At 61.2% G+C, this 19,496-nt stretch carries 19 protein-coding genes; 7 read left to right on the plus strand and 12 right to left on the minus strand.

Annotated features, from left to right (window positions below):
• Positions 1-51 precede the first annotated feature (51 nt).
• The 4 genes from frr to rpsB all read right to left on the minus strand — a co-directional run bounded on the left by frr (position 52) and on the right by rpsB (position 3,347).
• Positions 52-609, minus strand: a complete 558-nt coding sequence (gene frr / locus ACWHXT_RS14855) for a ribosome recycling factor (protein ID WP_447927055.1) — start codon at positions 607-609, stop codon at positions 52-54.
• Between the two features lie 4 nt (positions 610-613).
• Positions 614-1,381, minus strand: a complete 768-nt coding sequence (gene pyrH / locus ACWHXT_RS14860; RefSeq protein ID WP_447529962.1) for a UMP kinase — start codon at positions 1,379-1,381, stop codon at positions 614-616.
• A gap of 122 nt (positions 1,382-1,503) precedes the next feature.
• Entirely contained in the window at positions 1,504-2,373 is an 870-nt protein-coding gene (tsf, locus tag ACWHXT_RS14865) for a translation elongation factor Ts (RefSeq protein ID WP_447956401.1), read from the minus strand.
• A 224-nt stretch (positions 2,374-2,597) separates the two neighbouring features.
• On the minus strand, positions 2,598-3,347 hold the full coding sequence (gene rpsB / locus ACWHXT_RS14870; protein ID WP_447927057.1) for a 30S ribosomal protein S2: 750 nt from the start codon (positions 3,345-3,347) through the stop codon (positions 2,598-2,600).
• 328 nt (positions 3,348-3,675) lie between these two features.
• Here rpsB and map point away from each other — a divergent pair, with 328 nt between their 5' ends.
• The 3 genes from map to ACWHXT_RS14885 are packed head-to-tail and all read left to right on the plus strand — an operon-like array spanning position 3,676 to position 7,683.
• The gene (gene map, locus ACWHXT_RS14875) at positions 3,676-4,464 is read left to right on the plus strand and encodes a type I methionyl aminopeptidase (protein ID WP_447529965.1); all 789 of its coding nucleotides are present in this window, start codon (positions 3,676-3,678) and stop codon (positions 4,462-4,464) included.
• On the plus strand, positions 4,464-7,139 hold the full coding sequence (locus ACWHXT_RS14880) for a [protein-PII] uridylyltransferase (RefSeq protein ID WP_447956402.1): 2,676 nt from the start codon (positions 4,464-4,466) through the stop codon (positions 7,137-7,139). The genes map and ACWHXT_RS14880 overlap by 1 nt, the downstream gene beginning before the upstream one ends.
• A 13-nt stretch (positions 7,140-7,152) precedes the next feature.
• A complete protein-coding gene (locus ACWHXT_RS14885; RefSeq protein WP_447956403.1) occupies positions 7,153-7,683 on the plus strand; it encodes a prepilin peptidase in 531 nt (176 codons plus the stop codon).
• A 138-nt stretch (positions 7,684-7,821) separates the two neighbouring features.
• Here ACWHXT_RS14885 and ACWHXT_RS14890 read toward each other — a convergent pair whose 3' ends face one another.
• The 8 genes from ACWHXT_RS14890 to cpaB all read right to left on the minus strand — a co-directional run bounded on the left by ACWHXT_RS14890 (position 7,822) and on the right by cpaB (position 15,438).
• Positions 7,822-8,133 (minus strand): DUF3613 domain-containing protein, encoded by a 312-nt coding sequence (locus ACWHXT_RS14890; RefSeq protein ID WP_447956404.1) that lies wholly within the window; start codon positions 8,131-8,133, stop codon positions 7,822-7,824.
• Positions 8,134-8,164: 31 nt separating this feature from the next.
• The gene (locus ACWHXT_RS14895; RefSeq protein ID WP_447956405.1) at positions 8,165-8,833 is read right to left on the minus strand and encodes a tetratricopeptide repeat protein; all 669 of its coding nucleotides are present in this window, start codon (positions 8,831-8,833) and stop codon (positions 8,165-8,167) included.
• On the minus strand, positions 8,833-9,708 hold the full coding sequence (locus tag ACWHXT_RS14900; protein WP_447956406.1) for a type II secretion system F family protein: 876 nt from the start codon (positions 9,706-9,708) through the stop codon (positions 8,833-8,835). Before ACWHXT_RS14900 ends, ACWHXT_RS14895 begins: the two co-directional genes overlap by 1 nt.
• Positions 9,709-9,710: 2 nt before the next feature.
• Positions 9,711-10,595 (minus strand): type II secretion system F family protein, encoded by an 885-nt coding sequence (locus ACWHXT_RS14905; protein ID WP_447956407.1) that lies wholly within the window; start codon positions 10,593-10,595, stop codon positions 9,711-9,713.
• Positions 10,588-11,829, minus strand: a complete 1,242-nt coding sequence (locus ACWHXT_RS14910) for a CpaF family protein (RefSeq protein WP_447554150.1) — start codon at positions 11,827-11,829, stop codon at positions 10,588-10,590. Before ACWHXT_RS14910 ends, ACWHXT_RS14905 begins: the two co-directional genes overlap by 8 nt.
• A gap of 68 nt (positions 11,830-11,897) precedes the next feature.
• Positions 11,898-13,067, minus strand: a complete 1,170-nt coding sequence (locus ACWHXT_RS14915; protein ID WP_447956408.1) for an AAA family ATPase — start codon at positions 13,065-13,067, stop codon at positions 11,898-11,900.
• A gap of 8 nt (positions 13,068-13,075) precedes the next feature.
• Positions 13,076-14,299, minus strand: coding sequence for a type II and III secretion system protein family protein (locus ACWHXT_RS14920; protein ID WP_447956409.1), 1,224 nt, complete (start codon positions 14,297-14,299; stop codon positions 13,076-13,078).
• A gap of 149 nt (positions 14,300-14,448) precedes the next feature.
• Complete coding sequence (gene cpaB / locus ACWHXT_RS14925) at positions 14,449-15,438, minus strand: Flp pilus assembly protein CpaB (RefSeq protein ID WP_447956410.1); 990 nt, start codon at positions 15,436-15,438, stop codon at positions 14,449-14,451.
• 401 nt (positions 15,439-15,839) lie between these two features.
• Here cpaB and ACWHXT_RS14930 point away from each other — a divergent pair, with 401 nt between their 5' ends.
• The 4 genes from ACWHXT_RS14930 (at position 15,840) to ACWHXT_RS14945 (ending at position 19,432) form a co-directional block, all read left to right on the plus strand.
• Positions 15,840-16,052, plus strand: a complete 213-nt coding sequence (locus tag ACWHXT_RS14930; protein ID WP_447956411.1) for a Flp family type IVb pilin — start codon at positions 15,840-15,842, stop codon at positions 16,050-16,052.
• A 115-nt stretch (positions 16,053-16,167) separates the two neighbouring features.
• The gene (locus ACWHXT_RS14935; protein ID WP_447956412.1) at positions 16,168-16,617 is read left to right on the plus strand and encodes a TadE/TadG family type IV pilus assembly protein; all 450 of its coding nucleotides are present in this window, start codon (positions 16,168-16,170) and stop codon (positions 16,615-16,617) included.
• 78 nt (positions 16,618-16,695) lie between these two features.
• Positions 16,696-18,942: a pilus assembly protein TadG-related protein gene (locus ACWHXT_RS14940; protein WP_447956413.1), complete on the plus strand. Its 2,247-nt coding sequence runs from the start codon at positions 16,696-16,698 to the stop codon at positions 18,940-18,942.
• The gene (locus ACWHXT_RS14945; protein ID WP_447956414.1) at positions 18,932-19,432 is read left to right on the plus strand and encodes a TadE/TadG family type IV pilus assembly protein; all 501 of its coding nucleotides are present in this window, start codon (positions 18,932-18,934) and stop codon (positions 19,430-19,432) included. Before ACWHXT_RS14940 ends, ACWHXT_RS14945 begins: the two co-directional genes overlap by 11 nt.
• The last annotated feature ends 64 nt before the right edge of the window (positions 19,433-19,496 follow it).

Here is a 19,496-nt window from a genome sequence, read left to right on the forward strand (position 1 = left end):
CATACAATCGCCCGGGGCGGCAAACCGCACCGGGCGTAATAAAAGACACGACTACACCTGCATCAAATCCTGCTCTTTGGCGGCCAGGGCCTTTTCGATGTCGGCAATGTACTTATCGGTCAGCTTCTGGATCTCGTCTTCCCCCTGGCGCTGATCGTCTTCGGTGATCTCTTTATCCTTGAGCAGGTTTTTGAAATCGCCGTTGGCGTCGCGACGTACGTTACGAATCGCCACCCGGGTGTTTTCGGCCTCGGAACGCGCCTGCTTGATGTAGCTTTTGCGCGTTTCTTCGGTCAGCATCGGCATCGGCACGCGAATCACGTTACCGGCGCTCGACGGGTTGAGGCCCAAATCGGCGGTCATGATCGCTTTTTCGATCTTGGGCACCATGGGCTGCTCCCAGGGCGTGACGGCCAGGGTGCGCGCGTCTTCGACGTTGACCGAGGCCACCTGATTGAGGGGCACCTGACCGCCGTAATAATCCACGGTGACGGCGTCCAGAATACTGGGGTGGGCGCGGCCGGTACGGATCTTTTTGAAGTTGGTATGCAGCGCGTCGACACTTTTTTGCATGCGCGCGTCGGCATCTTTCTTGATGTCGTTAATCACGTTTTCATCCTCTGTCTATCAGCGTGCCTTCCTTGCCCCCTACGACGAGGTTGAGCAAGGCGCCAGGCTTGTTCATGTTGAATACACGTACCGGCATGTCATGGTCACGTACCAGGCAGATAGCGGTCAAATCCATTACGCCAAGCTTTTGCTCGAGGGCGTCGTCGTAGGTCAACTGCTCGTACTTGACGGCGTCGGCATGCTTGACCGGATCCTTATTGTACACACCGTCTACCTTGGTGGCTTTAATGACCACGTCGACATCGACTTCGATACCGCGCAGGCACGCGGCCGAGTCGGTCGTAAAGAACGGGTTGCCGGTGCCGGCGGAAAACAGCACGACGTCGCCGGAGGTCAAATAGCGAATCGCCGTGCGGCGGTCGTAATGCTCCACCACGCCACTCATGGGAATCGCTGACATCACCCGCGAGCGGATGTTGGAACGCTCGAGGGCGTCACGCATCGCCAGTGCATTCATCACCGTTGCCAGCATTCCCATGTGATCGCCGGTTACACGGTCCATACCTGCTTCGTTGAGCGCCGCTCCGCGAAACAGATTACCGCCTCCGATCACGATCCCCACCTGGACACCGATGCCCACGAGCTGTCCGATCTCCAGCGCCATGCGATCCAGCACCGCCGGGTCGATACCAAAATCGTGCTCGCCCATCAGCGCCTCGCCCGAAAGCTTGAGCAAGATACGCTTGTACTTGGATTTCGATTTATCCATTTTACCGGCGATGGGGTTGGCTTCTTGAACATCACGTGACATGGCATCTCTCCAGGATAAAGAACAAAGGGGGTAGCAGGTCCTTTTAAGGGCCGAACGCAAAGGCCGGATACACAATGGCGTGCGCTTACGCGCACGCCATTATCGAACGGGAACCTGCGACCTTAGCGACGGCCAGCCTGTTCCATTACCTCTTTAGCGAAGTCGACTTCTTCTTTCTCGATGCCCTCGCCCACTTCAAAGCGCGTAAAGCTGACCACTTCACCACCGGCCGCCTTGACGAACTCGGCAACGGTCTGGTTGGGGTCTTTGACGAAGGCCTGCTGGGTCAGGCTGTTCTCGGCCAGGTACTTCTTCAAACGGCCTTGAACCATCTTCTCGGCGATCTGCTCGGGCTTGCCGGCCATGTCGGGCTGGGCCAGGATGATCGCTTTCTCTTCGTCGAGCTCGGCCTGGGGCATATCTTCCGGGTGAGAAACACTCGGATTGATCGCCGCCACGTGCATCGCCACGCCTTTAGCGGTTTCGCTGTCGCCGCCGGTCAGTACGGTCAACACGCCGATACGACCGCCATGGACGTATTCGCCCACCAGACCGCCTTCGACGGCATCGACGACGACGGCACGACGCACGCCGATGTTCTCGCCGATCTTCTGAACGAGCTGTTCACGTTCGGTTTCGATATCGCCTTCGGTAACCGCGGCCACGTCTTCGCTTTTAGCGGCGAAGAAGGCGTCGGCGACCTTTTTAGCGAAATTGATGAAGTTTTCATCGCGCGAAACGAAGTCGGTCTCGGAGTTGATCTCGACCATTACACCGTAGCTGCCGTCGTCGGCAACGCGGGTCACCACGGCGCCTTCGGCGGCGACACGGTCGGCTTTCTTGGCGGCTTTGAGACCCGAGTTCTTGCGCAGGTTCTCGATTGCCACTTCGATATCGCCACCGGTTTCGGTGAGTGCTTTTTTGCACTCCATCATGCCAAGACCGGTACGTTCGCGCAGTTCTTTAACCTGAGAGGCGCTGATAGCTGCCATGAGAAATTCACCTCTGAAAGGATTCTTGAGAGTTAGACGCGCTACAAAGTATAGACAAGGCGTATGACCGCTTTGTATCACTGCCCGTTCAGCGCAGATCATCGTTTGTAGTGCGTATGCCGGCGTCAAACCTGGCGTAATCGGCCCGCCAAGCGGGCAAAAGGGGGCCAAAGCCCCCTTCACGCGATGCGGCTAGACGGCCCGCCGCATCCACCGTGACCGTGTTACTCGGCCGCGGCGTCGGTTTCGGCGGACGCCTGCTCGTCGGTTACTTCAACGAACTCGTCCGGACGACCTTCTTTAGCGCGGCCACACGCGTCGGCAATCGCCTTCACGTAGATCTGGATCGCGCGGATGGAGTCGTCGTTACCCGGAATGACGTAATCCACGCCATCGGGGTTGGAGTTGGTATCGACCACGCCAATGACCGGGATACCCAGCTTGTTGGCTTCGTTGATCGCGATACGCTCATGATCGACGTCGATCACGAACAGCGCGTCCGGCAGACCGCCCATTTCCTTGATACCGCCGATGGAGCGCTCGAGCTTGTCTTGCTCGCGGGTCGCCATCAGAACTTCTTTCTTGGTCAGCTTCGCGAACGTGCCGTCTTCGTGCATGGTCTCAAGCTCGCGCAGACGCTTGATGGACTGACGGATCGTTTTGAAGTTGGTCAACATGCCGCCCAACCAGCGATGGTTGACGAACGGCTGGCTAACGCGGTTGGCTTCTTCCTTGATGACCTTGCTGGCGCTGCGCTTGGTACCAACGAACAAAATCTTGTTGTTGGACGACGCCATCTTCTCGACCACGTCGATCGCTTCGTTCAGCGCCGGCAGGGTGTGCTCGAGGTTGATGATGTGAATCTTGTTGCGCGCGCCAAAGATGAACTTGCTCATCTTCGGGTTCCAGTATTTGGTCTGGTGACCGAAGTGAGCGCCTGCTTTGAGCAGGTCACGCATGTTAACGTGTGCCATGGTAAAACTCCTGAAACTCGGGTTAGGCCTCCACGCACCCCATGGATCCGACCGATAGTCTCGACGCTGAATCAGCGTCTAGCGAGGCTAAAGGCACCCGGGACCATGTGCCGGTGCATGTGTGTTTTCAAGGCTTGCTGTTTAGCCTCACGGGACATCCGCAGGGCTTCCTCTTGTACGCTTGCCCGCCGCCGGCTCGATCGCGGGGCGATTACGGGATGGCGATTGCAGTAAAGCGCGCGGCTTTATACCATATATCATTGTCAAGATGAAGTCGCACCCCTGGGTTTGCGTCTACTCCCGACCCAACACGCCATATCGAGAAGTCATGAACGTTCCAATCAAGACAGCGGAAGAAATCGAAAAGATGCGCGAAGCCGGCCGTCAGGCGGCCAGCGTTTTTGAAATGATCACGCCCTTTATAGCCGCAGGTGTCACCACCGGCGAGATCGACAAGCGCTGTCACGAGTACATCGTCGATGAGCTAGGCTCACAACCTGCGCCGCTGAACTACCACGGCTATACCCACGCCACCTGCATTTCGCTCAATCACGTGGTGTGTCACGGCTTCCCGGACTTCAGCAAGAAGCTGAAAAACGGCGACATCATGAACCTGGACATCACCGTCAAAACCGCCGACGGCTACCACGGTGATTCCAGCATGATGTTCATCATCGGCGAGACCATCCAGGGCGAGCGCCTGTGTCGCGTGACCCAGGAGTGCCTTTACAAGAGCATCGCCCAGGTCAAACCCGGCGTGCATCTTTCCGAGCTTGCGCGCACCATTCAAAAGCACGCCGAAGGCAACGGCTACTCGGTGGTACGCGACTTCTGCGGCCACGGTATCGGCGCCGGCTTTCACGAAGACCCGCAGTTTCTGCACTACGACGGCTACGCGCCGAGCGCGGATATCGCACTCGAGCCCGGCATGTGCTTCACCATCGAGCCGATGATCAATGTCGGCGGCTACAAGACCAAGGTACTGCGCGACGGCTGGACCGCGGTCACCAAGGACAAGAGCCTGTCCGCCCAGTGGGAGCACACGCTGCTGGTTACCGAAAGCGGCGTTGACGTGCTGACTGCGCGCAGCGACGAAGATTTCAGCTTCTTGAACTGATGCTTTTACACCACCACCGGTTCGAGCCGGACGCTACCCTGTTCGATCTTAAGGCGTTTCGCGCGGAACTCGCCGGCACGCGCTCGCCGGTGGCCCCGTTCAAGGCGGCGCTCAAGCAGCTGCAAGCGCGCCTGGACGAGCAGTTTCGGGCCGGCGGTGACATCCGCGATTTGGTGCGCGGGCGCGCCTGGTACCTGGACCAGCTACTGGCCATCGCCTGGCAGCGCCACGCCTGGCCGGATGACGCCATCGCCCTGGTCGCCGTAGGCGGCTATGGGCGCGGCGAGCTTCACCCCCACTCCGATATCGATCTGCTGCTGCTGCTGGAGCAAGACGACGACAGCGCTTACCGCGAGCCGCTCACCGCCTTTATCACCTTTTTATGGGATATTGGCCTGGAGATCGGCCACAGCGTGCGCTCGCTCAATGACTGCGAGCGCGAGGCGCGAGACGACGTCACGGTGATCACCAACCTGCTCGAATCGCGCCTGGTCGCCGGTCCAAAGCGGCTGCGCGAGGCGATGCGAAGCCGTTTGAGCCCGGCAAATCTGTGGCCGGCGGATCGTTTTTTCGAGGCCAAGTGGCAAGAGCAGATCACCCGCCACTACCGCTACAACAACTCGGAGTATCATCTGGAGCCGAATATCAAAAGCTCGCCGGGCGGGCTTCGCGATATTCAGATGATCGGCTGGATTGCCAAGCGCCACTTCGATATCGAGCAGTACGCCGACATAGTGGCCAACGGCTTCATGAACGACGCGGAGCTTCGCATTCTAAGCCAGGGCCAGGCCTTTTTATGGCAGGTACGCTATGCGTTGCACATGCTGACCGACCGCGCCGAGGACCGCTTGCTGTTCGATCATCAGCGCACCATCGCCTTGATGTTCGGCTTTCGCGATACGCCGGAGCGCCTGGCCGTCGAGCAGTTCATGAAGCGCTATTATCGTCACGTCACCGCCCTTGCCGGGCTCAACGACATGCTGCTCCAGCACTTCGACGAGGTCATTCTGCGCGGCAAGGAAGAGCTCGAAACGGTCACGCTCAACGAGCGCTTCGAGACCAAGGGCGGCTACATTCAGGCGCGCTCGCGCAGCCTGTTTCGCGACCACCCCGAGGCGATGCTCGAGCTTTTCCTGCTGATGGCCGAGCACCCGGAGATCGAAGGGGTGCGCGCCGACACCATCCGGCTGATTCGCGACCACCGCCACCAGATCGACGACCACTACCGCGACGACCCGCACCATCAGCGCCTGTTCATGGCGATCATCCGCTCGCCGGGTAACGTACCGCGCCAGCTCCGGCGTATGAACCGCTACGGCATTCTGGGCAAATACCTGCCGGAGTTCGGCCGCGCGGTCGGCCTGATGCAGCACGACCTTTTCCATATCTATACCGTCGACGCGCACACCCTGCGCCTGCTCAAGTTTTTGAACGGTTTTAGAAAACCCGAAGCCAAGGCGGACTTTCCGGTCGCCGCCCCGCTGATCCACCAGTTGCCCAAACTCGAACTTTTGTGGATCGCCGGGCTTTATCACGATATCGGCAAGGGCCGCGGCGGCGACCACTCGATCATCGGCGCCCTCGATGTCGAGCAGTTCTGCCGCCGCCACCACGTCTCGCTGCACGACACCAACCTGGTGAAGTGGCTGGTCGAGCATCACCTTTTGATGTCCATGACTGCGCAAAAGCGGGACATCAGCGACCCGGACGTGATTCGCGACTTCGCCCTGGTGGTGCGCAACGAAACCCGCCTGGATTATCTTTACGTGCTCACCGTGGCGGATATCAACGCCACCAACCCCACGCTCTGGAACGGCTGGCGGGCGTCGCTTTTGCGCCAGCTCTACGCGGAAACCAAGCGCGCGCTGCGCCGCGGGCTCAAAAACCCGCCGGACCGGGACGACTGGATCCGTGAAACCCGCTGTGAAGCGCGGTCGCTTTTGCAGAACCTGGGAGTGGCCAGCGAGCAGATCGATACCCTGTGGGAGTCGCTGGGTGAGGACTACTTTCTACAGTACGCGCCCAGCGAGATCGTCTGGCAGGCCCAGGGCATTCTCGCCCACCAGCCCTCTCTACTTCCGCTGGTGTTGATCAGTGCGCCCACCGAGGACATGGCCGAAGGCGGGACCAAGGTGTTTATCCACACCCGCTCGGTGGACGACCTGTTCGCCGCCACCGCCGCGGCCATGGAGCAGCTGGGGCTTTCGATTCACGACGCGCGTATCGCGACTTCGCACAACGACTGGACGCTCAACACCTTCATCGTGTTGGACAGCCAGGGCCAGCCGATTCGCGATGTTGATCGCATCGAAGAGATGCGCAGCCACCTGGTCGAGGAACTCGACGACCCGGACGACTACCCGCAGATCGTCACCCGGCATACGCCGCGCCAGCTCAAGCACTTCAAGGTGCCAACGGAAGTGATCATCGAGCAGGACCCGGCCAACGAGCGCACCCTGTTGGAGCTGACCGCCCCGGACCGCCCGGGCCTTCTCGCCCGAGTGGGGCGTATCTTCATGGAGCAGGATATCGCGCTTTCTACGGCCAAGATCGCAACCCTTGGCGAGCGGGTCGAGGACGTGTTCTTCATCACCACCAAAGCGGGCGAGGCGCTGACCGACCCGGCGCGCCAGCAGCGCCTGCGCGAGCGTTTGATCGAGGAGCTGGGCGTGTGAGCAAGGAGGGCCGGTGGCGCCGGGTATAGCGCTTCTATTCGTATGGGTGCTGGCCGTGGCCTACATGGATCTTCGCAAACGCCAGATCGCCAACCGCCTCGTGTATCCGTTTTTGCTGCTGGCCGCGGGGTGGCTGGCCGTGACCGGCGAAAGCCTGATCGGGGTGGCCTGGCCCCAGGCGCTATTCGGGGTGGGAGGCGCGCTGCTGCTCGCCATACCCGGCCACGTAAAGGGGGTACTGGGCGGAGGCGACGTCAAACTGCTGGCCGCCCTTGGCCTGTGTTTGGGCACGACGGGGTTGCTGGCGGTAGTGGCGCTGACGGCGGCGCTGCTCGTCGTGTGGCACACCCTCGCGCGGCGCTTGCCGGCAAAAACCCGGGCGGCCCTTGCGCACTACGCACCGGGGATTTGCCCGCCCCCGCGCGATCACACCCAGGACCCTCTCGTTCAAGATTCAGATGAACCGGGCTACTATGCCTACGCCCCCTTCATTGCGCTGGCGCTCGTGCTATTGGTGCTAGGGGCCATCAGCTTCACCGGCTAGGCTCTGTCTGAAAAGTGCCTGCGCTCGACAATACGGCGTTAAAAATTAGCTCAAAATACTCATTTACACATGTAAACTCCGTTTTTTCGCCAATTTTTGCCTTGTCTTGTCTTCGCCCGTCGACTTTTCAGACAGACCCTAGTTGCCGCTGAAACCGCCGGCGGTATCGCTTGCGTAGCGTTCGGGAATGGGGTGGTTGAAGCTATCAAGCCAGCGCTGATGAGCAAGCTCCTGCTCCCGGGGTGAGAGGGACTGGGGCGTAAGCGATGCCTGGTGGCCCTGGCGCTGAACCTGTAGCCAGTTATCCGCCGCGGTCATCGAATGCTTGCCCGGGCCCGCGCAGCCGCTTAACAGGGCGACCATCAAAGGCGCGGCCACCAGCGCGACCAACCCCCGACCAACGCCCTTGGCTTGGGCGCCCCGCAGGCTACCTACCTTGCAATATGCCATTTCTTTATCTCCCTTGTAGCGGCGCATGGACTTAACGGCGCTGCTGATCTTCCAGCTGCATCTGGCGGGCGCGGGTTTCGGCGCGCTGGTACTGTAGGGGCGTCCCCCGCCCGTTGCTCAGCAGCGCGCTTGCGGCCTGGGGTCGCTGCTGATAGATCAGCAGCGTCATTAAATTCTCCAGCGGCAGCGCGTCGTCCTGGCTTAGCTCCAGCGCGGTCATGAACTCGAACCGCGCTTTTTCGAGCTCGCGACGCTGTAGATGAACGAAGCCCAGGTCGTTACGGATTTTGAAACTGGCGGGGTAGAGCCTGGCCGCTTCGCGCATATGGGCGAGCGCCTGATCGAAGTCGCCAGCAACGACGGCTACCTGGCCAAGGCCCTGGTGCGCCTCGGCGGCCACGCAGCTGTCGAGCAGCGAGCGGTAGAGCGCTTGCGCTTCGGGGTCCTTCAACTGACGCAAAATTTGCGCCTTGCGCAGGCGCACCTCGGCAATCGACTCGGGCAGCTGCTCGAGGTGGGCCAGCGCCGCATGGGGCCTTCCCTGCTCGGCCATATCGTTGGCAAGCTCGACGGCGAGCTGCTGTTCCGGCGCCAGTTGGCGGCACGCATCGACCGGCGCGCCCGCCGTCGAGGACACCCCGGCACAGCCGGAAAGCGCCAGCGCGAGAAGCACCGTAGCGCTCGCTAAAACATGGTTCATCAATTCATCCCCGATATCGCGGCAAAAATGGCCATAAAGCCAGGCCCTGCCAGAATAATCAGCAGCGCTGGAAAGAGAAACAAGACCATCGCCCCGGACATCTTGGCCGAAAGCTTGGAGACCTTCTCCTGCTGGTCGGTGATTCGCCGGTCGTGGAAAAGCTCCTTGAGCGAAATGAGCGAGGCGACCGCCCCACCGCCCTGGCGTATCAACTGCTCGAGAATCACCACGCAGTCGTTGAGCGGGTCCACATCAAGCCTTTCGGCCATGACGCTGAGCTCAGTGGCCAGGTCGAGGCCGGCGTCGACGCGGCTGAGCACGCGCCGGAGTTCCCGGGAAAGCTCGGGCAGAATGTGCTCTCCCTCCCGGGAGAGTACCCGCAGCGACTGATCCACGGTCATGCCCACCTCGAAGAGCATGCGCAACAGCGGCAGCATCGCCGACACCTCTTCGTTGATAGCGGCGTGGCGCTTTGCGACCTGCTTTTTGAGCCAGCGCTTGGGCAGAAAAAAACCGAGCGCCGCGGCGATGAATACCGCCAACAGCGATGGGCCATCGCCCCAAAGCGCGCTAACCAGGGTGGCCAGTACGCCGGTCGCGATCGGCACGCCCAACTGAAACGCGTAATAGGTGGCCCGCTGGTCGACGCCGCGCCAGCTCAACTGCTCCATCAACTTCGGAACTTCCGCGTCCAGCTTGCCATCCAGGTAGGCAAGTTCTCCCAGCAGCGTACGCCGCGATATGCGGCCAGGGGTATCGGTCACCGCGATGCGCTGGGCAATCATGGCCGCTTTCCAGCGCTTGGTGAGCAGCACATAGCCCACCAGGCCCGCCGCAACAAAAAAAAGTAACGCACTGAGGGTCAAAAGCGTCATGGTTACATACTCTTCAGCATACGCCACAAAAGCGTACAGCCAGTCACTTGTAGCGTTAAAGAAAGTAGCAGCATGGCCTTACCGGGCGTCGTTGCCCACATATCGAGTATGAACGTCGGGTTCGTCATCAAAATATAGCTCCCTATGGCGATGGGCAGGCCGGCCAATACTATCGCGCTGATACGCGTCTCGCCGGTCATGGCACTCAACTGGCGGCTGGCCTGCTCCCGGTCGCGGATGATCATGATCAGGTTATTGAGCATATCGGTGGAGTTGCCGCCATAGCGCTGGTTGACCTGAACCCCCAGCGCCAGCATGTAAAACTCCTCCCGGGGGTAATCCTCGGCAAACTCGTTGACCGCTTCCGCCAGCGGCATGCCAAGCTCTATATCCCGGCGCACGGTTTGTATCGCCTGGTTGAGCGGGTCGGGGCAGCGCTTCATGGCAAGCAGCATGGCATCGCTCAAGGTTCTACCGGATTTGATACTGCGTATCATATGATCCAACAGCGTAGGCAGCTGCGCGATCATGCGCTCCAGGCGTTTTTGCGCCCGCCACTGCCCGACGAGATAGACCACCAGCGCTATCAAGACGAGCGCAATCGGCGGCAGCATCCAGCTAATTTGGGTCAGCATCAGCGCCAGCAGAAGCACCAGCGCCGTTGCCACCGCCACCACCCAGGAGGGCAGTTCGAGCCCGGCCTGGCTTATCCAGCGCGCCACGCCTCTGGGTCGGCGCTCGCGTCGGGTCATCGGTGTGCGCTCGCTTTGAAGCCGCTGGCCCACGCGCTCACCCACCGCCTGGCGGCGGCTTAAGTTCACCAACAAAAGCCCGGCGCCTAGCAGCATGAAGCTGCCCACCATCAACAAAAGCGATACGCTACCCACCGCTCGCCCCCGGTAATGCGCCCTGGAGTTTTTCGTTGACCACCTGGGTGCTCTTTTGCACAAAGCTTTGCTGGTGCCGGTCGTAGCGAAACAGCAGGTTGGTGACGTAATTGCCCTGCTCCAGCCCGCCAAGCTCGATGATCTCGCTGATACAGCGCTGGCCGCTGGGCAAACGGGACAGTTGAATGATCACCTCGATCGCCGAGGCGATCGAGCGGCGCACGGTACTTTCGGGCACCTGAACGCCGGAAAGCCCCACCAGGGTTTCGATACGTAGCAGTGAATCGCCGGCGTTGTTGGCGTGTATCGAGGTCATCGACCCTTCGTGGCCGGTGTTCATCGCCGAGAGCACATCGAGCACCTCGACCCCGCGGGTTTCGCCCAAGATGATCCGGTCGGGGCGCATGCGCAGCGCGTTGCGCACCAGGTTTCGAGCGGTCACCTCACCGTGGCCATCCGCGTTGGGCGGGCGCGTCTCCAAACGCACGACGTGGCCGTGCTTGAGCTGAAGCTCCGCGGTATCCTCGATGGTCACCAGGCGCTCGCGCTGATCGATCAGGCTGCTCAACAGGTTCAGCATGGTGGTTTTACCCGTTCCGGTTCCCCCGCTGATGACGATATTGCAGCGCCTTTTCACCGCGCACTCGAGAAACGCCAACATGTCCTCGTTCAGCGAGCCGGCGCCGACCAGTTCCTTACTTTGCAGCATGTCCTTACGAAACTTACGCACCGAAAGACAGGCGCCGTCCAGAGCGATGGGTGGAATCACCGCATTGACCCGGCTGCCATCCGGCAGGCGGGCGTCGACCATGGGCGAGGATTCGTCCAGCCGCCGCCCAAGCGGGGCAAGAATGCGCTGAATGACCCGCTGAAGGTGATGGTCATCGACGAACTGCAAATCGCTTTGCGACAGCACCCCACGGCGCTCGACGAAAATACGCTCACACCCGTTGACCAGGATCTCCGTCACGCTGGGATCACTGAGCAGCATTTCCAGCGGGCCGAAGCCGGTGAGCTCGTCGATCATCTCCTCGGTGAGCCGGTCGATCTCATAGCCCGACACCGCCAACTGATGCAGCCGGGTAAAGGACTGGATATGCACGGCCAGAAACCGCCTAAGCTCGTGCCGGCTGCCTTCGACCAGGTTAGAGCCTTCATCGCCTAGCTGATCGATCAGGTAGCGGTGCAAACGCTCTTTAAGCTGAAAAAGCTGCTGGCGGCCCACTCGCTCCATAAGACGTCCTCTTTGGTGTGCAATGCAAAACCCTCATGATCTTTCCCAACCCGATACCTGGCCGGGGGTTAGCGCCGTAGCCGGGGCCATCGCCAACGCCCTCGACGCTCTTCCACCGACTCGGGCAATAACGTTTTGGCCAAGCGCCGCAACGCTCTGGAGAGTTCGCTGTGGGGCGCCAATTCAAACAGCGGCACGCCCTGGTTGAGACTATTGAGCCGCTGTTCCGCTAGTGCCGGCAGCACCGCGGCAAGTGGCGTGGCGAAGGTGTCCGCCAGCACCTCCGGTGTGGGCGAGACGCTGGGTAAATGGCGGTCCACCAGCAAGCCCAGCCGGTTCAGAGTAATGCCTTCCGTTTTGTAGCGCTGCAGCCGCTCCAGATTGCGACGGCTGCAGGGCACGCTCTGCTGGACGTACCAAAGCACCTGGTCCGCCGCGCTTGCCAGGGCGCGCAAAAACCCGCTGTCCGCCTGGCCGCAGGCGTTGATCACGATAAAGGCGAAGTGCTGGCGCAAAACCCCCAACAAAAGGATCGCTTCCGCGTAGCTGTATTGCTCGGGATAGCGCTCGTCCTGGAGCAGCGGCAGCACGAAAAGCCCGCTTTCGTGCCGGGAAAACACGTTGGCGATGACCGCGCTGTCGATACGCTGGGCGGAACTCATGGCGTCCTCGACGCCAAAGCTGCACTTCAGGTTCAAAAGCGCCTCCAGCTCGCCAAGCCCGGGGGCGGCATCGATCAACAAAACCGGCGAGTGCTGTTCGGCCACCGATAGCGCCAGATGGGCGGCCACCCAGGTCGTATCCGCCGTGGCGTCCGTGCCCTCCAGCACCACCACGTTGGCGCGGGGGCCGGAGCTTCCGCCGATGATCGACGGCTGTTTTCGAAGCAGCCGACGCATGAGGCTTTGCACCTCACTGCGGCGCTGACCCACGGTCAGGTAGTCCCGCGCGCCGGCGCGCATCGCACCCAGCACCAGCGCGTTCTCGGCGCTCTCCCCGACGGCGACGACGGCAAGATCCGGGCGCGACTCGACCACGCCCTCGATCACCAAAAGCGCCATGTCGCTGTTACTCGGGTCGATATAGAAAAAGATGAGGCCACTGCCCATCTGATCGGCCAAGCCGATAATGGCTTCCAACTGAGGGTTGACCGGCACCAGCCGGGTCTGCTCCACCAGGGTCGCCTTGAGCCAGCTAATCTCTGCGTCGCCGCAGCCGCATACCATGAATATCTGCATCATCGCCCCTATTGTGACAGTCCGGCGCTGCGGTTGAACGAGCCGTCCTCAAGCAGCAGCTCGTGCACGCTGGGCGCGTAATCGCGCACCTCTTCGCCGGGCAGGGCGGGCAGCGTCGCATCCGCCGCAATGGGCTGTACCAGGTGCGGCGTGACGATCATCAGCAGTTCGCGCTCTTCGCTGCGGGTTTGGCTATTGCGGAAAAAAGCGCCAAGGATCGGCACGCTCCCGATCCCCGGGAGCTGCCTCACCTGGGCACTGCGATTGGTGCTGATCAGGCCGCTGATGATGAAGCTTTCGCCGCTGGCAAGCGAAACGCTGGTGTCCGAACGGCGAACCGTCAGCGCGGGCACCGTCGTGCCCTCAATGGTGACGCCGTTGGCGAAATCAAGCTCGCTGACTTCCGGGGCGACCTTGAGCGTAATCCGCTGCTCGTCGATGACCGTCGGCGTCAGCGTGAGCCGCACCCCGAACTCCTTGTACTCGATGGAGACGCTGTCGCTACCTGCACTGGGCACGGGGATAGGGAACTCGCCGCCGGCCAGAAAACTGGCGCTTTGCCCGCTCAGCGCGACCAAACTCGGCCGCGCCAGGGTATAGGCGAAGCCGCTGGTCTCCAGGGCGCTAAGCGCGGCCATGACGCGCTGACTTCCCCCCCCGACCACCAGGTTGAAACCGCTGCTGGAAAGCGGCACGTTGGCGCCGGGGGTCAACGCGCCGATGGTGCCCACGCCGACGGACCCGGGGCCAACGCCTGGCGAGGCGAACAGATTGTTATTAGAAGCGCCGAACAGCGACACCCCGACTTCGCGAAGCCGGGTCCGGTTGACCTCGACGAAGCGAATGTCGGTCTGCACCTGGGAGGGCACCGGCGCACGTTGCAAAGCGCGCTCGCCAAGCGCTTGGCTCGCGGCGCCCGAAACGCTCAGGGCGATCTCGACCGGCGCATCGGCGCAGGGGGTCCAAATCGAGGCGTTGGTGACGCCGCCCGCCAGGGGGGTAATCAAAAAAGCGTTGCCGGAGGTCAGCTGCACGTTGGCCACCTCAGGATTGCCGACCGCCAGGCGCTCGATGGCGACCGGCAACGCCACCTCCCGGTGTATGCCCGGGGCCAATTCGAGCGCGGCCGGCACCTGGCTCAACTCGCTACAGCTGGACTGCGCAAGCGCCCCGGAGGAGTAGCTCCCCACGCCCACCAGCACGCCGGCTAACATGCGTATCAGGTTCTTCATTGGTCTCCCTTACCCTGGCCTTTAACGCCCTGGCATCTCGTTATTGGTTTATCGTTATGAGTAGGTCGTAACAAGCATGTGGTGACTGGCAAGTCGTTGATAATGGCACGTCGTTGATAACAGCACGTCGTTAACAATGCAGCCGCGGTCTAAGGCGCTTCCAGGCTTCTCACCGCCCCGCGAATCACGGCGACCGACGATTCGCTGGTCTCTGGCGAACGCGGGGCAGGCGCAGGCGCCGGCGCCTGCTGGTACGGGGGCGGCGCGGTATCATTCACGGGCACGGCCGGGGGGGGCGCAGCCGGGCGCAGGGCCAACTGCTCGAACTGAAAAAGCTGCTGGTTGAGGTCCTGGATCGAAGAGGCGCCGGGGGCCCCGCGATGAAAATCGGCCAGACGCCGCTCCTCAGAGGCGCGCACGGCAATTCTTAGCTCGCCGACATCCGCGGCCAGGGCAAAGCGGGTGAGCAGCGTCTCGGGGACGGCGAGCACCAGCGTTCCCGAGGACGGGTTGGCGCCCCCCGAGGCGCTATCGGTTAGAGTCGACAGCGGCTGGACCGTTTCGCCTTCCGCGGTCAGCCCCAGCACGCTACCCACCGTCAATACGCGCAGGGCCGGCACGGCCACCTGCATCGTACGATCGGCGTTTTGCTCGGTCTGGGGAAGAAACAGCAGCACATCCACGTAGTCGCCGGGCGAGACATGCCCCCCGGCGCCCATGGCCGGGTTGAAAGGTACGGCAATCGCCCGCTCGTCGGATCGAATCATGCGCGCCACCGTACCGCCGCTGGCAAAGTGGCTCTCTTTCAATACCGTCCCTTGAGCGGTATCGAGCCCCACGGAGCGCCCTATCAAAAGATCCGGATCGCTGAACCCGCCCGGCGGCATCAGGCTCAGCCGTTCTATCTGGAGATCCTCGCGAACGATTGGATGATAAGCGCGCAGGTCCTTCGCGACCACCACGACCTCCACCCCGGGCAGGGGCTCGGCCGTTTCGCCAAGCACCGGGTCGCCGGATGCGTCAACGCCCGCGGCAGGCGCCGGTGCGGGCTGCTGGGCGATTCGAATACCCGCATAGCCCACGGCGATGGCCGCCACCACCAGCGCCACCGCAATACACATTAAAAAACGGCTACTCACTATTGTTGGCTCCCAACACTGTGCGCTTGTTTGGTCCATCGACCAGGAGGGCTAGCGTACCGGCAAAGTTAAAATCACTTTAAACCGAAAAGCCTATAAAAAGTCGGCTTAATCCGTCATTAAAAAGTACCAACGATAACGTTCAATAGATACCCGACACTTTACACGACAACAAATAAAAAGAGTGATTGCGTCTCAAACATAACGCTTTCAGCTTTATCTTTAAAACAACTAGCTAATAAAACAACCACTTAACTAAAAGCACTATCTAAAGAAGTAAAAAATTACTCATGAAAATGCGCAAGATGACGATAAATAGATATCGCTTCTTGAACAATGGCTTAAACGATCGATAACCCTCTAGCGGTCCTGCACCGCAAAACTTGAATCGGAGATTCCTAATGAAAGCATTCGTTTCTCTCTACACCTACCTGACCACCCTTCACACCGATAAAAAAGGCGCCTCGGCGATTGAGTACGCGCTGATTGCGGGTTTGATTGCGGCGGGACTGATCGCCATTCTCACAATACTGGGCGACGGTATCGTGGTCTTTTTCCAAGACATCGTGACAGGCCTTAAAATTGGTAACGATACACCGCCGACCGGTAACTAAAGCCAGGAAAACGATCCCGGAAACAATTGGGAAATCTCTATCGCAACCGTTATATAACGCTCGTTTTATAACAGTAGTTAAAAGCGATGGCTAATCCAATATCGGCTGAATAACCGTGCCTACTTTTAAAGCGCACCAAACCGGTGCCGTCAGTATCGAGTTTGCGCTGAGTTTCGTTCTGCTTCTGGGGCTTTTTTACGGCGCTATCGGCCTCTCCATGCCACTGTTGCTGAGTGCCACTTATCAGCAGTTGGCCTCGGATGCGTTAAGAGAAGGCCTGGTTTGGAAAAACCATCATCAAGCTACCCAGGACGAGGCGGCGGCACATATCGCCTCGATCATCGACGCCGCATGGATGCCGGCGTCCTGGGTCGCGCCCTGCGCAAGCCAGGACCACTATTTGACCGTCGCCCCCCTGGAAGGCGCCTGGCATGTCTGCCTGCATCACCCTTCACCGGACACCATACTCCCCCCCATCCGATTGTTGGGCGCTCAATTCCCCCCGCTGCCCGACCAGATAGTGGGGCGCGCCTATTTGCGGACCCTCGAGGTGGCCGCGCCGTAGCATTAGCGGTGCATTTTGGGGTGAGAACACGCCCAACGGAAAAGCGTTTTCCTTCGTTTTGATAACAGGTAGGTGAACATGACCCCGGCTTTTTCTGGCCATCACAGCCCCTTGTATCAGCGCGGTTTCATCAGTGGCCTGACGGCCTTCGTACTGATGACGCTGCTGTTGGTCATGGCGCTGTTGGTCGATACCGGGCGGCTTTTTCTCGAAAAGCGCCAGCTGCAGAAAGTGGCCGATATGGCGGCGCTGGAGGCCTCTGCCCGCCTGCCGCGGGGTTATTGTGCCGGCGCCCCCGCCCTTGCCCACACGCTCGCCCTGGAATCCGCCGCCGTTCATGGCTTCGTCGCGGATGCCCAAAGGGCGCTGTCACTGCGCTGCGTGACCCTTGCAAGCCAGGACGGGATGCGCCAGGTATCGCCGATCCCCCACGCCGCCGTCGAGGTCACGGTGAGTCGCTCGACCCCGGCGAGCCTCGTGCTACGGGGCGGCGCCCTGGTCAGTGGTGGCCTTGGTGAGAACGTCACGCTCACTGCCCGCGCGACCGCCCAGCGAAGCGATGCGGTGGCCGCCTTTACGGTCGGCAGCCAACTTCTGCGCCTGGAAAGAGAACGACCAGTGGGGCGCTTTTTGCGCGCGGCCGGGGTGGACACCACGCATCTGACGACTCTCAACGCAAGCGGCGTTGCCAGCACCGACGTAAGCCCGCTGGGGCTTTTCAAAGCGCTCGGTATCGAGACCAGCATCGTGGAGTTGTCGCGTATGACGTCCCTGGAGCTGATCGCGCTCACCGATCAAAGGCTTGCCTCGTTGACGCTTTCCCAGTTGATCGACGCGATGGCCCAGAACGTCGACGACGAGAGCTTGCGCGCCTCGCTTCGCGCCTTTGGCCGCGCGATCGCCGCCAACCCGCGGCTTGGCCAGGTCAAGCTGAAACTACTGGGAAGCGACGCCACCGGGCTGATCGAGCTAAAGCGGGACGCCGTGAACAGCACCCGCGCGGTACTCGAAAGCCGCGTAAACCTGGCCGAGCTCTTGGCCGTGGCGCTGCTGACCGGCACCCGCGAGCAAACGATTGCGCTTGAAAGCCACGGGCTTTTCGGCCTCGAGGTAGCGGCCCGAATGGTCTCGGCACCGGTGATCGCCATTGGGCCGGCGGGCAGCCAGGTGCCGGGCGGCCAGCTCAGGCTCGACGTCAAACTCGATACCGCGGGTCTGGCACCGCTCGGCCCCTTTTCCGGGCTGCTGGGCGTACGGGTCAACTTTCCGATCACCCTCGATCTTGGCTCGGCCCAGGCCGAGCTCACCCGGCTACAGTGCCAGTTCGATACGCCCACCGCCGATATTGCGGTAACGACCTCGACCCTGGAGGCCTGCGTAGGGAACTTGGCTGCACCAGGCGCAGCGCCGGGGCCCCAAAGCTGCGCCGCGCGGCTCGAAAACACCGAGCTTTTGAGGCTTTTCAGCCAGCCCATGCTCACCGGGCGCTCGCATATCAACGGCCTTCGTCGCCAAGCCCTTCTGTCTGATATGCGCGCGGCGGAAAAACGCACGATTCAGCCCGACGCGCTGGCGCTACGCGATACGGTCAACGGCCTGGTCAGTAATCTTCTCGATCTTCTATCTGGCTTGTTTCGTACGCCGCAGCGGCACTCCCAAGAGACGCTTATGGTGGGTGACAAGTCGCAAAACGTGCTGCTTGGCCAGCTAGCCACCCAATACCTCGAGGCGACGAAGAGAAGTGATGGCTTTTACGATGTCCAGGCGGTGCTGTCGCTGATCTTGGATGGTAGCCAGGCGCGCAATACCAGCGGCCAGCCTCTTGTCCCGGTGCTCACCGATAACTTTATCGTTCCCAACGCGCCCTACGTACCTGCTCTTAGCTCTCTCACATGCACGGTGGTAGGTGTTCTCTGCAGAGGAGTGCGTTTCAGAGCCGCTTTTGAAGCCTACGCCGATTACTCTTTGAACCTACTGAGCAATCGATATAGCGCCTGCGGCTTGGTCAGTAGATCCCTTACGCGCTGGAACAGCTGCCTGACAAATAATTTGACCCAATTACTCGCGGCCAAGGACTCTCCTCCGCTCGCATTGATAGCTACGTCGGACGCGCTAAGCGTCACCAACGCCACCACCAATACCGTCACCTGCTCGGGTAAGGCATGTCTTTTGCTGGGGACGCTGCTGAATTCCGTGAAACCCAGCCTGACCGGTGTTGGAACGCTGGTGAGTACGCAGTTGCCCGGGGCGCTGGGCGTAACGCTTGGCCAGACCGAGGTCCACCTTCACTCGACCAACTGCGGGGTGCCCTCGATTGCCTACTAACGCCCAACAGCGCGGCGCCGTGGCGATCGAGTTCGCGGCCATCTTCCTGCTGTTTTTTACCCTGGTGTATGGCGCTTTCGCGTTTGCCCTGCCGGCGGTCGCGCGCTTGTCGTTTCAGCACTGGGCGGCGGAGGCGGCCCGCGCGGCGATGCGCGTCGACACCGACGCCCCCCACGCCATGGTGTTGGCGCGGTTGGGCGAGCAGGTGGAGCAGTCGATCACCCATAGCTGGCTGCCAGGTGCCTGGCGTGGCGGCTGCGACGCGCCGGAAAGCGCGCCCTGGCAACCCCTGCCGGGAACAAACTACGGCCATTGGGCGTACGAGGCCCACCCGGCCCCGTCGCGAAGCCCGCGCTACCTGCTTCACGTCTGCCTCCAGGCCAACGACCCCATCGTGCCCCAGGTCAGAATCGGTAACCTGTACCTGCCCCCCCACAACGACGACAGCGGCCGCCCCTGGGTGCGCGGCTACACCATCACCTATCTTTGAGGCCTCCTCGAGGCGTAATGAGGCGGCCTGGGCGTGACCCGTTTGGCGGAGGCTTATTTCCCGG

This window comes from Vreelandella halophytica, assembly GCF_968193635.1.

Excerpts from the sequence above, each read along its gene's own strand:
- ACWHXT_RS14900 (WP_447956406.1), bottom strand. The coding sequence starts at position 9,708 with ATGACGCTTTTGACCCTCAGTGCGTTACTTTTTTTTGTTGCGGCGGGC.
- pyrH (WP_447529962.1), bottom strand. The coding sequence starts at position 1,381 with ATGTCACGTGATGTTCAAGAAGCCAACCCCATCGCCGGTAAAATGGAT.
- ACWHXT_RS14910 (WP_447554150.1), bottom strand. The coding sequence starts at position 11,829 with ATGGAGCGAGTGGGCCGCCAGCAGCTTTTTCAGCTTAAAGAGCGTTTG.
- ACWHXT_RS14930 (WP_447956411.1), top strand. The coding sequence starts at position 15,840 with ATGAAAGCATTCGTTTCTCTCTACACCTACCTGACCACCCTTCACACC.
- ACWHXT_RS14940 (WP_447956413.1), top strand. The coding sequence starts at position 16,696 with ATGACCCCGGCTTTTTCTGGCCATCACAGCCCCTTGTATCAGCGCGGT.
- ACWHXT_RS14895 (WP_447956405.1), bottom strand. The coding sequence starts at position 8,833 with ATGAACCATGTTTTAGCGAGCGCTACGGTGCTTCTCGCGCTGGCGCTT.
- ACWHXT_RS14880 (WP_447956402.1), top strand. The coding sequence starts at position 4,464 with ATGCTTTTACACCACCACCGGTTCGAGCCGGACGCTACCCTGTTCGAT.
- ACWHXT_RS14915 (WP_447956408.1), bottom strand. The coding sequence starts at position 13,067 with ATGCAGATATTCATGGTATGCGGCTGCGGCGACGCAGAGATTAGCTGG.
- rpsB (WP_447927057.1), bottom strand. The coding sequence starts at position 3,347 with ATGGCACACGTTAACATGCGTGACCTGCTCAAAGCAGGCGCTCACTTC.
- ACWHXT_RS14890 (WP_447956404.1), bottom strand. The coding sequence starts at position 8,133 with ATGGCATATTGCAAGGTAGGTAGCCTGCGGGGCGCCCAAGCCAAGGGC.
- ACWHXT_RS14920 (WP_447956409.1), bottom strand. The coding sequence starts at position 14,299 with ATGAAGAACCTGATACGCATGTTAGCCGGCGTGCTGGTGGGCGTGGGG.
- tsf (WP_447956401.1), bottom strand. The coding sequence starts at position 2,373 with ATGGCAGCTATCAGCGCCTCTCAGGTTAAAGAACTGCGCGAACGTACC.
- map (WP_447529965.1), top strand. The coding sequence starts at position 3,676 with ATGAACGTTCCAATCAAGACAGCGGAAGAAATCGAAAAGATGCGCGAA.